This window comes from Campylobacter jejuni (assembly GCF_001457695.1).
Lineage (GTDB): Bacteria > Campylobacterota > Campylobacteria > Campylobacterales > Campylobacteraceae > Campylobacter_D > Campylobacter_D jejuni.
Map to the genome: position 1 here is coordinate 518,912 of NZ_LN831025.1, position 14,741 is coordinate 533,652.

Annotated in this window: 17 protein-coding genes, 2 tRNA genes and 1 pseudogene; 14 read left to right on the plus strand and 6 right to left on the minus strand. The window is 30.9% G+C overall.

Annotated features, from left to right (window positions below):
- The first annotated feature begins 66 nt into the window (after window positions 1-66).
- The 5 genes from AT682_RS02730 to AT682_RS02745 are packed head-to-tail and all read left to right on the plus strand — an operon-like array spanning window position 67 to window position 3,630.
- Window positions 67-1,185: a YcjF family protein gene (locus tag AT682_RS02730; RefSeq protein ID WP_002882879.1), complete on the plus strand. Its 1,119-nt coding sequence runs from the start codon at window positions 67-69 to the stop codon at window positions 1,183-1,185.
- Window positions 1,186-1,195: 10 nt separating this feature from the next.
- A complete protein-coding gene (locus tag AT682_RS09490; RefSeq protein WP_002859946.1) occupies window positions 1,196-1,366 on the plus strand; it encodes a hypothetical protein in 171 nt (56 codons plus the stop codon).
- A 13-nt stretch (window positions 1,367-1,379) separates the two neighbouring features.
- Window positions 1,380-1,685, plus strand: coding sequence for a hypothetical protein (locus tag AT682_RS02735; protein WP_002866447.1), 306 nt, complete (start codon window positions 1,380-1,382; stop codon window positions 1,683-1,685).
- An 8-nt stretch (window positions 1,686-1,693) separates the two neighbouring features.
- Window positions 1,694-2,761, plus strand: coding sequence for an HP0729 family protein (locus tag AT682_RS02740; protein ID WP_002882878.1), 1,068 nt, complete (start codon window positions 1,694-1,696; stop codon window positions 2,759-2,761).
- Complete coding sequence (locus AT682_RS02745) at window positions 2,758-3,630, plus strand: helix-turn-helix transcriptional regulator (protein WP_002882876.1); 873 nt, start codon at window positions 2,758-2,760, stop codon at window positions 3,628-3,630. The genes AT682_RS02740 and AT682_RS02745 overlap by 4 nt, the downstream gene beginning before the upstream one ends.
- 21 nt (window positions 3,631-3,651) lie before the next feature.
- Here AT682_RS02745 and AT682_RS02750 read toward each other — a convergent pair.
- Together AT682_RS02750 and AT682_RS02755 are read right to left on the minus strand one after the other, a co-directional pair.
- A tRNA-Met gene (locus AT682_RS02750) sits at window positions 3,652-3,727 on the minus strand.
- A gap of 33 nt (window positions 3,728-3,760) precedes the next feature.
- A tRNA-Gln gene (locus AT682_RS02755) sits at window positions 3,761-3,835 on the minus strand.
- Between the two features lie 92 nt (window positions 3,836-3,927).
- Between AT682_RS02755 and AT682_RS02760 the strand changes: the two genes are divergently transcribed.
- Genes AT682_RS02760 through lpxD form a run of 5 tightly spaced genes read left to right on the plus strand, consistent with a single transcriptional unit; the run spans window position 3,928 to window position 8,543 of the window.
- Window positions 3,928-4,947: a bifunctional 3,4-dihydroxy-2-butanone 4-phosphate synthase/GTP cyclohydrolase II gene (locus AT682_RS02760; protein ID WP_002852104.1), complete on the plus strand. Its 1,020-nt coding sequence runs from the start codon at window positions 3,928-3,930 to the stop codon at window positions 4,945-4,947.
- Window positions 4,948-4,958: 11 nt separating this feature from the next.
- Window positions 4,959-5,402 carry a GatB/YqeY domain-containing protein gene (locus AT682_RS02765; RefSeq protein ID WP_002852081.1) on the plus strand — a complete coding sequence of 148 codons (444 nt, stop codon included), beginning with the start codon at window positions 4,959-4,961 and terminating at the stop codon, window positions 5,400-5,402.
- A gap of 17 nt (window positions 5,403-5,419) precedes the next feature.
- Window positions 5,420-7,120: an acetolactate synthase large subunit gene (gene ilvI, locus AT682_RS02770; RefSeq protein ID WP_002882872.1), complete on the plus strand. Its 1,701-nt coding sequence runs from the start codon at window positions 5,420-5,422 to the stop codon at window positions 7,118-7,120.
- Complete coding sequence (gene ilvN / locus AT682_RS02775; RefSeq protein WP_002852211.1) at window positions 7,117-7,581, plus strand: acetolactate synthase small subunit; 465 nt, start codon at window positions 7,117-7,119, stop codon at window positions 7,579-7,581. The genes ilvI and ilvN overlap by 4 nt, the downstream gene beginning before the upstream one ends.
- On the plus strand, window positions 7,578-8,543 hold the full coding sequence (gene lpxD / locus AT682_RS02780) for a UDP-3-O-(3-hydroxymyristoyl)glucosamine N-acyltransferase (RefSeq protein ID WP_002852180.1): 966 nt from the start codon (window positions 7,578-7,580) through the stop codon (window positions 8,541-8,543). The genes ilvN and lpxD overlap by 4 nt, the downstream gene beginning before the upstream one ends.
- Here the strand turns inward: lpxD and queA are convergent.
- The 4 genes and pseudogenes from queA to hemW all read right to left on the minus strand — a co-directional run bounded on the left by queA (window position 8,532) and on the right by hemW (window position 11,824).
- A complete protein-coding gene (gene queA, locus AT682_RS02785; RefSeq protein WP_002882869.1) occupies window positions 8,532-9,560 on the minus strand; it encodes a tRNA preQ1(34) S-adenosylmethionine ribosyltransferase-isomerase QueA in 1,029 nt (342 codons plus the stop codon). The two genes, lpxD and queA, sit on opposite strands and share 12 nt — an antisense overlap.
- A complete protein-coding gene (gene tatC / locus AT682_RS02790; RefSeq protein ID WP_002856930.1) occupies window positions 9,553-10,290 on the minus strand; it encodes a twin-arginine translocase subunit TatC in 738 nt (245 codons plus the stop codon). The genes queA and tatC overlap by 8 nt, the downstream gene beginning before the upstream one ends.
- Window positions 10,283-10,698: pseudogene (gene tatB, locus AT682_RS02795) on the minus strand (Sec-independent protein translocase protein TatB). Before tatB ends, tatC begins: the two are co-directional and overlap by 8 nt.
- 58 nt (window positions 10,699-10,756) lie before the next feature.
- Window positions 10,757-11,824 (minus strand): radical SAM family heme chaperone HemW, encoded by a 1,068-nt coding sequence (gene hemW / locus AT682_RS02800; RefSeq protein ID WP_002870118.1) that lies wholly within the window; start codon window positions 11,822-11,824, stop codon window positions 10,757-10,759.
- Window positions 11,825-11,924: 100 nt separating this feature from the next.
- Here hemW and nudH point away from each other — a divergent pair, with 100 nt between their 5' ends.
- The 4 genes from nudH to AT682_RS02820 are packed head-to-tail and all read left to right on the plus strand — an operon-like array spanning window position 11,925 to window position 14,741.
- Window positions 11,925-12,395, plus strand: a complete 471-nt coding sequence (gene nudH / locus AT682_RS02805; RefSeq protein ID WP_002854797.1) for an RNA pyrophosphohydrolase — start codon at window positions 11,925-11,927, stop codon at window positions 12,393-12,395.
- Between the two features lies 1 nt (window position 12,396).
- Window positions 12,397-13,599, plus strand: coding sequence for an aspartate kinase (gene lysC, locus AT682_RS02810; protein ID WP_002882813.1), 1,203 nt, complete (start codon window positions 12,397-12,399; stop codon window positions 13,597-13,599).
- Window positions 13,600-14,136, plus strand: coding sequence for a HobA family DNA replication regulator (locus AT682_RS02815; protein WP_002861289.1), 537 nt, complete (start codon window positions 13,600-13,602; stop codon window positions 14,134-14,136).
- 5 nt (window positions 14,137-14,141) lie between these two features.
- Window positions 14,142-14,741, plus strand: coding sequence for a DNA polymerase III subunit delta' (locus tag AT682_RS02820; protein WP_002867699.1), 600 nt, complete (start codon window positions 14,142-14,144; stop codon window positions 14,739-14,741).

Genomic DNA, 14,741 nt, shown 5'->3' on the forward strand with positions numbered 1-14,741 from the left:
CCCCTTGACTGGGGGGGGGGATTTGATAAAATACAAAGTTAAAAATTTTAAAAACAAGGAGAAAATATGGCAAATAATGAGTTTAATTTCAACAATGGATCTTTTTTTAACGAGATAATGACAAAGTTTGAAAAAATCAAAAAAGAAGAACAAGAAAATAATAAGTTAAATGTTTTAATACTTGGAAAAACAGGTGCAGGAAAAAGTACTTTAATTAATACCGTATTTGGTGAAAAAGTAGCCAAAACAGGTAGCGGCTCTCCAATCACTGCTAATTTAAACAAATATGAAAAAGATGGACTTTGTATATATGATAGTAAAGGTCTTGAAATAAAAGATGACAAAGGTATTGATAACTTAAAACAATTTATCGAAGATCAAAAAGCAAAAGAACCTTCAGATCAAATTCATTTGGTATGGTTTTGTATTTGTGAAGCAAATCGAAGAATAGAACCACAAGAAAAAGAATTAATAAAATTTTTAAAATCTGAAAAATTTTGTACAATATTGGTTATCACTAAAGCTCAACAAGATAAAGATGAAAATGGTTGTAGTTTTAAGGATATTGTTAAAAAAGAGCTTGAATTAGATGATGAAAAAATAGAAAGAGTAAGAGCTATAGCAATTGAAGATGATGAAGGAAATGTTAAAAAACTTTTAGGTATTAAAGAGTTAGTCAATAAAACTTATTGTTTTTTAAATGAAGGACAAAAAAATGCTTTTGCAAGAAAACAACAATATGATAAAGATTTAAAAAGAGAAGCTTGCAAAGAAAAGGCTCAAGATAAGATTAAATATTATGCAGGATTATCTTCAACTGTAGCATTATCTCCTATACCTTTTTCTGACTTTCCTCTTATTGCAACCAATCAATGTGCTATGATTTATCATATTAGTATGATTTACGAGCTTAATTTAAGCAGTAAAGATGATGCTTTAAAAATTTTAACAGCTTTACTTGCTACAGGTGTTACAGGATTTGCAGTCAAAACGCTTGCTACAGGTCTTATGAAATTTATTCCTGGTGTCAATTTTATAGGTGGAGCTATTAACGCAACAGTAGCCTACAACGCCACTAAAAAAATCGGAGAATTTTATATAGATTATTTAGATGAACATTTTGAAGATATACAAAATGGAAAAAAACTTGATTTTGAATTTAAAAATTTATCAATAGAAAAATAAGCAATAAATCATGATTAAGCCTATTCCAAAATTTCAAAAATGTATAAAATGTGGCAAAAGTTTTTTAGCTAAACCTAAAAGCGATGCTTTAAATACTTTAGATTTTATATGTAGTGATTGCAAAGGCGAAAAAAGTGGATTTTTAAGTTCTTTGTTTGAAATTTTTAAACCAAAACACTAATCAAGGAAAAGAAATGTTTTCTAAGATTTTCTCATCTCTTAGTCTTGCAAATGCGTTTAAAGGCTTTTTATTTAAACGCATTTCAAGCCCTATGCAAAGTGCTCGTATTATCAGTATGGTTTTGGATATAAAAAATGCTTTTAATGACAGCAAAGATCAAGCAAGTAGTATTTGCAAAACTTTGGATTTGATAGTAAATTTTAAAAAAGAACACCCGCAGGATTTTAACGAGTTGTTTGAAATTTTAAAAGATCTCATACAAGAATACGAGCAAAATCCTAATGAAATCAAGCAAAATCTCAAAGAAATCCTAAAATAAGGCAAAGCATGAACCACCTTTTAATCCTTTATAACCCCTACTATCAAGAAGATGTCATCAAGCAACATTTAAGTATTTTACAAGAAAAATCCCAAGTTGCCTTTGGCAAAATCAAATCAAAACTCAACGATCAAGAAAAGCAAAATTTCTTAGAAGAAATTTACCAAAGTACAAATGAAGAAAATTTCTTGCAACTTTTTTTAAGCGATTATGCTAATTTATTTGTCGCTAAGGTGGTAAAAATTTCTAAAAATGTCGATGAAAGTTTGATTCCTAGTTATTATAAAGAAAAAAATTTAGAAGTGGAAAACTTTTTTATCATCAGTGATTTAAGAGAATTGGTCAGGGAAGATTTTAGTCTTTTAAGAGATAAATTTTTAGCCAATTTCATCACCCCAAACGATCACACCTATGCCATTTATGGCAATAATTACACCTATCCTTTGCCTGTGAGATTAAAAGAAGAGTGTTCTTATTTTTTAGGAGATGAAAAGCATTATCTAAGCGTGTATAAAAGCAAAGAATACCTAGCCATGCAAGAAAATTTCATACGCTTTGTTTTTGGCAAAAGGATTTTTTATCTCTTGCACCCTGATAGCATAAGCAATATCATTCATGCAGAATTAGAGCTTTTACAAAGCGAAAACGATCTTTTAAATGATTTTACAAGCATTGTAGTCAAATACTCCAAAACCTTAGAATATGAAATTTACGCTTTTGCCAAAAAAGTTCTTTTAAAAGCTTGCATGAAAGATCCTAGCCTTTATGATTTAACTTATAATGTCCAAGGCAAATCTTTTATACTTAAAGATTTTTTTACCCAAAAACCCAATCTTGGAAGTATTAAATTTCTACTCAGACATGAAAATATCCAATATCATTTAGGAAAAAGTTTAACTCAATTTATCAATTATCTTTTTTCAAAAAGTCTTACTATCATTCAAGAAATCCGTAATGAAGCCGTTCATGCAAAAGCCCCAAGTTTAAATGAAGTCAAAAAACTTAGAAATGAAATTTTAGGCATAGAAGGCGTAAGTTTGTTAAAAAGCATTTTAACTCACAAGGAAATTTCATGAAAGAATACGACAAATTAAGCATACGCTTGGTGCAGATTTTATCAAAATTTAACAATGGAGAAAGTCTAAGTGCCCAAGAGCTTGCACAAGAGTTTAATGTCGATACAAGAACCATACAAAGAGATCTTAACGAAAGACTTACTTTTATGCCTATTAAAAAAGAAAATGGAAGATATGTTTTAGAAAGCTTTGCTTTGGGAAAATTAAGCTTTAAAGACATACAGAATTTCGCCACCTTAAGCGGCATTGCTGAGCTTTATCCAAAACTCGATCAAGGCTTTATAGTCGATCTTTTAAGCCATAGGGTAAATAAAGTTTTGATGGTAAAAAACGAAGGTTTTCAAAAGGTGGATTATGAGCTTTTTAAAGATCTTAGTGTAGCTATACTCAAACACAATGTATTGAATTTTTTCTACAAGGAAAAAGAACGCCAAATCAAACCTTACAAACTCGTAAATTACAAAGGAATTTGGTATCTTTTAGGAGATGAAAACGATAAATTAAAACATTTTAATTTAGATAAAATTTCAAAACTTCGCACTAAAAATGAAAATTTTATTCCCAATGAAAAACTTCAAGAACAAATCCAAAATGATCCTAATATCTGGCTTGGAGAAAGCAAAGAAGTGATTTTAAAGCTTGATAAAAATGCTAAGGAATATTTTTTTAGAAAAGAAATACTAAGTAATTATCAAATCATTGATGAAGATGAAACAAGCTATACTTTAAGCACTCAAGTTTCCTATGAAGATGAAATTTTACATTTGGTTAAACAGTGGATCCCCTATATAAAAATTCTAGCTCCTATAGAACTGAAAACACGGCTGGAGAATATTTTAAAAAGTTATTTAAACAATCTATCTAAATAAAATTTATTTTAAATCCATAACTGGTTGCGAAGGGGAGATTTGAACTCCCGACCTTCGGGTTATGAGCCCGACGAGCTAACCACTGCTCTACTTCGCGGCATATAAGATCTTTGAAATATAAAATAAGAAGTGGATGGGGTAAAGGGATTCGAACCCCTGAATGACAGGACCAAAACCTGTTGCCTTACCGCTTGGCGATACCCCAATAAATATTTTTTAAAAGTGTGATTATAATGAATTTTAATTTATTTGTCAAGCAATTTAAGTTATAATTTTAAAAATTTTAAGGAAATAAAAATGAAATTTGTTAGCGTAGAACAAGCGATTAAGGATTTACAAGCAGGAAAAATGCTTGTTATGGTAGATGCAGAAGATAGAGAAAATGAAGGCGATTTAATCTTTCCTGCGCAATTTAGCACTCAAGAAAAAGTAAATTTCATGATAAAAGAAGCTCGTGGTGTGGTTTGTGTAGCCTTAGATGAAACTTTGGCAAAAAAATTTGAACTTCCTTTAATGGTGCCTAAAAATACTTCAAATCACGAAACTGCTTTTACTATAACCGTAGATGCAAAAGATGCTACAACGGGAGTTAGCGCCTATGAAAGAAATATGACTATACAAATTTTTGCCGATGATAATGCTAAAGCGAGTGATTTTGTAAGACCAGGGCATATCAATCCTTTAATCGCAAAAAAAGGTGGGGTTTTAGAACGCACAGGTCATACAGAAGGCACGGTTGATCTTTGTAAATTAGCAGGATTAAAAGGTGCTTGTGTGATTTGTGAAATTGTAAAAGATAATGGAGATATGGCAAGAAGAGAAGATCTAGAAATTTTTTGCCAAAAACATGATTTAAACATGATAGCCGTAAGCGATCTTATAGAATATCGCCTAAAACATGAAAGCCTTATTAAGCTTGAAGAAAAAAGTCAAAGTGTTTTAGCAGGCTTTAAAGCAGAAAAATTTATCTTTAGTGATCATAATCAAACCCAACACATAGCTTTTTGCTTTAAAGATATCAAAAAATGTGAAAATGTTAAATTTCATATCAGTGGTAGTGATTTTGAGCTTTTAACTTCAGATAAATTTTCAAAACTTTTAGAGCAAATCAAATTTCTTAGTGAAAATGGTGGCGTTATAGTTTTCATGCAAGGAGAAAAATCCAGTACTACTCAATACAAAAACTATGGCATAGGAGCACAGATTTTAAGATATTTTGGTATAGAAGAAATTAAACTTTTATCTCAAAGTTGTGATAAAGACTATATAGGCTTAGAAGGTTTTGGTTTAAACCTTAAAGCTTGTAATTTTAACTAAAAAGGAAAAAAATGACTTTAAAAGAACAAATTTTAAACGATATCAAAGAGGCAATGAAACAAAAAGATGATTTTAAAAGAGATAGTTTAAGAACTCTAAATGCAGCTTTTAAGCAAATAGAAGTGGATGAAAGAATAGAATTAGATAATGAAAGAATTTATAAAATCATTGCAAGTGAAATCAAAAAACGCAAAGACGCAATCGAACTTTATCTTAAGGCAAATCGTGAAGATTTAGCACAAAAAGAACAAAATGAAATAAGTCTTTTTGAAATTTATCTGCCTAAACAACTAAGTGATGAGGAGTTAACTTTAGCCTTAAAACAACTTATAGAAGAATTGGGTGTAAGTTCACTAAAAGAACAAGGTTTGGTAATGAAAGAAGCTAAAATAAAATTAGGTGCGAGTGTTGATGGTAAAAGACTTAATTTAGCACTTAAAGAGCTTTTGCAATAATTTTTTGGAGTGTTATTATGAAAGAGTTAAGCGGTTCAGCAATGATTTGCGAGGCTTTAAAAGAAGAAAATGTTAAAATTGTTTTTGGTTATCCTGGAGGCGCTGCGCTTAATATTTATGATGAAATTTACAATCAAAAGTATTTTAAACATATTTTAGTGCGTCATGAACAAGCGGCTTTGCATGCTGCTGATGCTTACGCAAGAATGAGTGGAGAAGTGGGTGTAGCCATAGTTACAAGTGGACCAGGTTTTACAAATACTATTACAGGCTTAGCTACGGCTTATAGTGATTCTATCCCTTTGGTGTTGATTTCAGGACAGGTGGCAAATTCTCTTATTGGTACAGATGCTTTTCAAGAAATTGATGCAGTAGGCATTTCAAGACCTTGCGTGAAGCATAATTATTTAGTTACTTGCATAGAAGAGTTTCCACGCATTTTAAAAGAGGCTTTTTATATAGCAAGAAGTGGTAGACCTGGGCCTGTGCATATAGATGTACCAAAAGATGTAAGTGCAACTTTGGGACTTTGGGAATATCCTAAAGAAATTTCTATGAAAACTTATAAGCCCGTTTATAAGGGTAACTCAAAGCAAATTAAAAAATTTGCAGAGCTTTTAAAAGAAGCAAAAAGACCTTTATTTTACTTGGGTGGAGGTTGTATCAGTTCTAATGCAAGTGAGCAAATCAGAGAGCTTGTAAAATTTACAAAAATTCCAGCAGTTGAAACCTTGATGGCGCTTGGAACTTTAAGAAGTGATGATATTTTTAATCTTAAAATGGCAGGCATGCATGGAAGCTATGCTGCTAATATGGCTTTAAGTGAGTGTGATTTGCTTGTGAGTGTAGGAGCGAGATTTGATGATAGGATTACAGGAAAAACAAGTGAATTTGCTAAACATGCGACTATAGTTCATGTTGATATTGATCCTAGTTCTATTTCAAAGATTATCAATGTGCATTATCCTATAGTAGGAGATATTAAAGAAGTTCTTAAAGAGCTTTTAGAAGAGCTTAAAAAGGAAAATTTCAACACAACTTTTAAAGAATGGCACGAAACTTTAAAGCGTTATAATGAACTTTATCCGCTTTCTTATGAAGATAGCAATGAGATTTTAAAACCGCAATGGGTGATTGAAGAATGTGCGAAAATGGCTCCAGATGCAAGGATTATTACTGATGTGGGTCAGCATCAAATGTGGGTAGCGCAGTTTTATCCTTTTAATTATCCAAGACAACTTGCAACAAGCGGAGGGCAAGGAACTATGGGATATTCTTTACCTGCTGCTTTGGGTGCAAAACTTGCTGTGGGTGAAGAAGTGGTGATTAATTTCGTAGGCGATGGATCGGTTTTAATGAATATCCAAGAGCTTATGACTGCTTATGAGTATGGTATAAAAACTATAAATATTATTTTAAATAATGCCTTTTTAGGTATGGTAAGACAATGGCAAAGTATGTTTTATAAAGAGCATTTTTCACAAACTGATTTAAGCACTCAGCCTGATTTTATCAAAATAGCTCAAGGTTTTGGTTGTGAAGGTTATGAAATTTCAAATAAAGAAGAATTCATTCAAGCTTTTAGCCAAGCTTTAAAAAGTGATAAAACCTCTCTTTTAAATGTAAAAATTGATCGCTTTGAAGATGTTTTACCTATGGTGCCTGCAGGAGGTGCGATTTATAATATGATTTTACCAAAGGCAAAGGATAGACAATGAGAAGGGTTTTATCGGTAATTGTTTTAAATGAGCATGGGGTTTTATCTCGTATAGTAGGACTTTTTTCAGGAAGAGGTTATAATATTGACTCGCTTACAGTAGCACCTTTGGAAAATAAAGAATTTTCTCGTATTAATATAGTCACCTCAGGAAATGAAAGAACTTTTGAGCAGATAGTCAAACAACTTCATAAGCTCATTCCTACTTATAAAGTGATAGAAAGTGAAGAATTTATTGACAAAGAAATGGCTTTAGTGAAAATTCCTTTAAATGAAAATTTAGGTGGACTTGATGCCGTTTTGAAAGCTTATAATGGTACTATTGCAAATAGCAATGAGAATTTTTTGTTTTTAATGGTTGCTGATGATGCAAATCGCATTGATAATTTTTTAAAAACAATTAAAAAATACAATCCTAGTGATATAGTTCGCAGTGGATCTGTTTTGATGGAGATTAAATGAAATTAAGTGAAATAGCAGAATTTTTAAGCTTGGAATATAAAGGCGAGGATATAGAAATCAGTGCTTTAAATTCTTTATTGAAAGCAAATTTTACAGAGCTTACTTATTGTGATGGTGAGAAAAATACCAAAGATATACCTCACACAGGAGCTGCTGCTATTTTAGTATCTAAAGAATATGAAAATTTAGTACCTAAAGATACTAAAGCTTTGATTACTCAAAGTCCACATTTGAGTTTTGCTTTTTTAAGCAAGCTTTTTGCTAAACCTTTGATAAGCACAGCTAAAGAAAAAGTACAAAATATCGCAAAAAGTGCAAGAATCATGCCTAATGTTTATATAGGTGATAATGTAAATATCGGTGAAAATGTAATCATTATGGCGGGAGCTTATATAGGCGATAATGTCAGCATTGGTGATGAGAGTATTATCCATCCTAATGTAGTGATTTATAATGATACTAAAATCGGTAAAAAATGTCATTTGCTTGCCAATTGTGTAATAGGAAGCGATGGCTTTGGTTATGCGCACAATAAAAACGGCGAACATTATAAAATTTATCATAATGGCAATGTGGTTTTAGAAGATTTTGTAGAAGTGGGGGCTTGTACAACTATAGATAGAGCAGTTTTTGATAGTACTATTATCAAAGCAGGTACTAAGGTAGACAATCTAGTTCAAATCGGACATAATTGCAATATAGGTCAAAATTGTATCATTGTGGCACAAACTGGAATTTCAGGTTCAAGTGAGTTAGGACGCAATGTTATTATGGGTGGTCAAAGTGCAACGAGTGGACATTTAAAAATAGGCGATTTTAGTACTATAGCTGCAAGAGGCGGTGTGAGTAAAAATTTAGAAGGCGGGCGTGTTTATGGAGGTTTTCCTATCATGCTTCAAAAAGATTGGCTAAAACTTCAAGCTAAAATAGCAATAAATTTTAAAGAAAAATCACAAGATTAACATCGCATCGCCATAAGAGTAAAAGCGATATTTTTCTTTTATGGCGAGTTCATAAAGTTTTAAACACTGTTCTCTACCGATAAAAGCTGAAACTAGCATGATAAGAGTAGATTTTGGTAAATGAAAATTGGTTAAAAGATGATTTTGTCTTATAGGTGGATTTTGCGGGTGTAAAAAAAGATCACAAAAACCATTTTTTGTTTTAGTTCTTGCATAATATTCTATGGTTCTTGTTACCGTTGTTCCTACGCCTAAAATAGCTTGTTTAGAATCTATAATTTCACATGCTTGCTGCGGAATATTAAAAAATTCGCTATGCATTTTATGCTCTTGTATATTTTCGCATTCCACGCTTTTAAAGGTTCCAGCTCCTACATGTAAGGTTAAATGATAAATTTCGTGTTTTTTTCTTAAATTTTCAAGCATAGTCTCACTAAAATGTAAACTTGCAGTCGGAGCAGCCACTGCGCCTAAATTTTTTGCAAAGATACTTTGATAATCTTTCAAATCACTTTTTTCATCCTCCCTTTTAATATAAGGAGGCAAGGGTATATGTCCTATCTTGTCAAGCAGGTTGTAAAGATTTGAGGTGTCTAAGGTTTTATCATTTTGAAAAAATTGAACTTTTCGAAGACCATCATTTAAAAGTTCTACAACGCGTACTTTTAAATCATCTTTAAAATATAAGATTTCATCTTTTTTAACACGCCCTTTAATTTGAGCTAGAAAAAGCGGATTGTGAGAATTTAAAAAAGGTTGATGCAAGAAAAGCTCTATTTTTCCTCCGCTTGCTTTATTGCCATAAATTCTTGCTTTAATAACTTTGGTATCATTGAAAAAAATCGCGCAGTTGGGTAAAAAGTCTTGTAAATTTTTAAAAGTAGTATGAAAAATTTCTTTGTTTTTGTGATCAAAAACCAAAAGCCTAGCATCTTCTTTTGGATTTGTAGGATAGTTGGCTATGAGTTCATTAGCTAGAGTGTAATCATAGCTTGAAAGAAGTAAGTCTTTATTCATCACTTTCTTTATCTTTTGGAGCAGGATTTACCTTTTGAACAATTAAAATAGAAAGTCCATAAAGTCCGCAAAGTGGTCCTGCCATTAAAAATTGAGATAAAACATCAGGTGGAGTCATAAAGGCTGAAAAAACAAAAATAACTAAAACAGCTATGCGAAAATGGCGTTTTAAAAAACTATCATCTATAAGTCCGATTTTAGCAAAGAAAAAGGCAATTACAGGCATTTCAAAAGCTAAGCCAAAAGCCACAACAACTTTCGTAAAAAAATCTACATAAGTTCCTATGGTAATCACAGGATTAAAATCTTCATTTAAACCAAAATTAATTAAAAATTTAAAAGCCAAAGGCACTACAACAAAATAGCAAAAACAAGCCCCCAAGGCAAACATAATGCTTGCAAAGCTAACAAAAGGCACCACAAGGCGTTTTTCATTATCATAAAGTCCTGGAGCTACAAATTTCCAAAATTGCCAAAAAATTACAGGTAGAGAAAAGATAAAGGCTGCAAAAAAACTAACCTTCATTGCGGTAAATAAGGCTTCTTGTACTTCAATTACATTCACATGTTTGGCTACTTCGGGTAAAACAGCTATAAGTGGAGCTTTTAAAATATCTAAGATATAGCTTCGTAGAGCAAAACATACAATAAACATAACTACAATGCAAGCAACGCTTATAAAAAGGCGTTTTCTAAGTTCTATTAAATGAGGTCTTAATTCTTCAAACATTTATTTTTCCGTTTTATCTTGTGTTTCTAATTTGCTAAGATTTGGTTTTTCCTCTGTATTTAAATTTTGTCCGCTAAGGTTATTTTTTACTTTATCATCTCTGCTATCAAAGGTTAAATCTACCTTTGTTTTATCTAAAATATCTCTTTTAAGGTCATCAAATTCTTCAAAACTGAGTTTTTTGCGTATATTTTCATTAGTGCTTGAAAATTCATCTTTGTATTTCTTAGCTTCTTCTTTTAAGTCATTGATGCGTATTTCTTTTTCTATGCTTGATTTTGCATCATCTATGTTGCGTTTTACAGCCTTTAGAATTTTTGCTATTTGTACTATAGCTTCTGGAAGTTTATCAGGCCCTAAGACTAAAATCGCTACAACTAAAATAACTATAATTTCACCAAAACTCATTAATCGTTACTCTTTGATTTGATATTTTAAATAAATATTTTACTTAAAAAACTTAAATTTAAGATGAGAGATATAAAGCAAGTTCGTCGCTAATGAGAAAATTAGGATTAAAATATCTTTTATTTTTGTAAAAGAGTTTTTTTTCTTTTAATAATATATTTATTTTGTCTTTTTGCCATTGATTGAGTTTTGTTTCATCAATCCCTACTATACTTCTAAGTCCTAAAAATAGGTGTTCTAAATTCAAGTCTTTAGAGCTTAGTTGCTCTATAGATCTAAAAGTGGGATTTTCTATGTAATTTTTTAAATTTTTTGCTGTATAAAAACGCTTATTTTCATAAAATCCTACCGCACTTAATCCACAAGCTAGGTAGTTTTTTCCTTGCCAATAAGCAAGATTATGTTTGCAAATTTGGGCTTTGGTTTTTGAAAAATTGCTGATTTCATATTGAAAAAAGTCAAGCTCTAGAAGTTGTTTGATAAAAAATTTCATTAAATTAGGAGCATTTTTTTTGAAATGTTCTTTTTTGGCAAAGGCTGTGTTTGATTCTATGGTTAAATTATAAGCACTAAGGTGTGTGATTAAAGCCTTGATTTGTTTTAAGTGTAAGAGTTCAAATTCAAGCATTTTTTTATTGTCTAATTTTGTATCATAAATAAGATCTAAATTGATATTTTTAAAACCTACTTTATTTGCATTTTCTAATGCTTTGATAATCATTTCTTGATTGTGAATTCTTCCAAGAAAGTGAAGTTTTTTAGGATGAAAACTTTGAGCTCCAAAAGAAATGCGATTAACTCCTAGATTTTTCATATTTTTAAGCCAATTTAATGTTGCTGAGTTGGGATTAGCTTCGCATGAAATTTCTACATTTTTATCTAGTAAGGGATATAAAATTTTAAAAATATCTTCATAATTATACGCATCGACACAACTTGGTGTTCCTCCGCCTATGAATAAGGTTTTAATTTGATTTGATTGAATGTTAAATTGTTTTAATTGAAAAACAATATCTTCTTTTAAAGCCTGAAAATAGGCTTTTTCATAATCATTTTTTTTCAAACTTGTAAAAGCGCAATAATTACATTTGCTTTCACAAAATGGAATATGGATATAAAAATGCATAAAAACCCTAAAATATTTTATTAATTTTTTAATGTATTTTAATAAAAATTTGATTTGATTTAGGTTAAAATTATATCCTTGAGATTTAAGGAAAAATATTGTGGAAAACGAGAAAAATTATAGACCAAATGTTGCAGCTATTGTTTTATCAAGTTCTTATCCTTTCGAGTGTAAGATTTTTATAGCTAAAAGAAGTGATATGGATAATATTTGGCAATTTCCACAAGGAGGCATTGATAAAGGCGAAAGTGTCAAAAACGCTTTATTTAGAGAATTAAAAGAAGAAATAGGCACTGATGAGGTTGAAATCATTGCTGAGTATCCAGAATGGTTGAGTTATGATTTTCCGAGTAAAATTGTTAAAAAAATGTATCCTTATGATGGGCAGATTCAAAAATATTTTTTAGTGCGTTTAAAGCACGGTGCTACAATCAATATCAATACCAAGCATCCTGAATTTGATGATTATCAATTTGTGAGTGTTAAACAAATTTTTGAAATGATTAATCATTTCAAAAAAAATATTTATGTTAAAGTGATCAAATATTTTGAAGAGAAAGGTTATATCTAAAATGCTTATAGTTCAAAAATATGGTGGAACAAGCGTTGGAACACTTGAGCGTATCGAAGCAGTAGCCAATAGGGTTATCCAAAGTGTGCAACAGGGTGATCAACTTGTTGTTGTAGTATCTGCAATGAGTGGGGTGACAAATACTCTTATCGAGCAAGCTGAATATTTTAGTAAAACTCCTAATGGTAAAGATATGGATATGCTTTTAAGCAGTGGAGAGCGTGTAAGCTGTGCTTTACTTTCTATTGCTTTAAATGAAAAGGGTTATCCTGCTATATCATTTTCTGGGAGAAAAGCGGGAATTATTACAGATAGTGTTTTTACAAAGGCAAGAATTCATCATATTGATACAAAAGCGATAAAATCAGAACTTCAAAATGGTAAAATAGTCGTTATAGCAGGTTTTCAAGGTGTAGATGAGGAAGGTAATGTAACTACCTTAGGGCGTGGTGGAAGCGACTTAAGTGCTGTGGCGGTAGCAGGTGCCTTAAATGCGGATTTGTGTGAAATTTATACCGATGTTAATGGGGTTTATACAACAGATCCAAGAATTGAACCAAAGGCAAAGAAATTGGATAAAATTTCTTATGAAGAAATGCTTGAACTTGCAAGTTTGGGTGCAAAAGTTTTGCAAAATCGCTCTGTAGAGCTTGCAAAAAAATTAAATGTTAACTTAGTAACTAGAAGTAGTTTTAACAATAACGAAGGAACAATGATAACAAAGGAAGATGGAATGGAACAAGCTTTAGTAAGTGGTATTGCTTTGGATAAAAATCAAGCAAGAGTGACTTTAAGAAATGTAGAAGATAAGCCTGGAATCGCAGCTGAAATTTTTTCTGTTTTGGCAAATGAAAATATTAATGTAGATATGATTATACAAAATGTTGGAGTTGATGGCACTACAAATTTGGGTTTTACAGTTCCTCAAAATGAACTTGAATTAGCCAAAAATGCTATGCAAAAAATTTTAAGCTCAAAAACAACTATAGAAAGTGATAGTGCTGTAGTAAAAGTTTCTATAGTCGGCGTAGGCATGAAATCACATTCAGGAGTGGCAAGTAAAGCTTTTAAAGCTTTAGCTGATGAGGGGATTAATATCGGTATGATTTCTACTAGTGAAATTAAAATTTCAATGATAGTTCATGAAAAATACGGAGAACTTGCAGTTAGAGCACTACATGAGTGCTACGGACTTGATAAATAAATGAGTGATTTTTTAAGTTTTACTCTTGAAAATATTCGCAATGGCGGAGCTTTTATGGCATGGTTGGAGTCGCGTCGTTTAGAATGGGCTCCTTTGATGGCTGCAAGACTTAAATATCTTTTAGAGGGACGCACTTTTGTCTTAATGTGCGATGAACAAAGATCTTGGTATGAAGAGTATTTTTTAAAAAATATAAATTCAAAAGCCGCTCGTCCTATGCTTCCTTTTGTGTCGTTAAATTCTTTATGCAAGAAGAAAGTACAAAGTTCAGAAGATATAGCTTTACTTAATGACTTGCTTGACATTTCTTTTCCTAATGGTTATGTGTATTTTTATATAGGAAGTGCTTCTGATAATAAATCTTTAATCGCTAAATCAAGAGATGATAGTTTATTGTGGCTTTTTGATGAGCAGTTACAAGATAGTTTTTATTTAAATTCTAAAGATAAAGACTTGGATATCAAGCTTATTAGTTTATATCAACTTTTTGATGTAAGTTTGGATGCAATATTATTTTCCAAGGTGCAATTAGGATAAATATTTTGTTTATTAGTAAGATTATTATCAGCGAAGATTTTTTAGGTATTAAAGAAGAAATGATTAATAATTTTGGTATTAAAAAATTAAGATTTTTTATGCCACAAAATGAATTTTTACTTGATGATGCAAGAGCGGTTGAAAAAGAAAGCTATATTGCAGAAACTGAAGAAAAAATTATTGTTTTAATGGCGGATTCTTATAGGATAGAAGCACAAAATTTTTTACTTAAACTTCTTGAAGAACCTCCAAAAAATATTAAATTTCTTATTGTGGTACCTTCTAAAAATTTACTTTTACCTACCATAAAATCGCGTCTTATTTGCGAAAAAAGAAAAGTTGAAAAGGAAGTTAAAAAACTTGATTTAGATCTTAAAAGAATGGATTTAAGAATGCTTTTTGATTTTTTGCAAAAAAATGAAAATTTGGATAAAAATGAACTTATGGATCAAATCGCATTACTTGCTAAAGAATGTGTGAAATATAAAGATTTTAATGCTGAAGAATTAGAGTTTTTTTATGAAGGCTATGAGCTTGCAAAATTAAATTCTAAAAGTGGGGTACTTTTGGCTACTCTTTTGTTAAATTACTATACAAAGAAATAA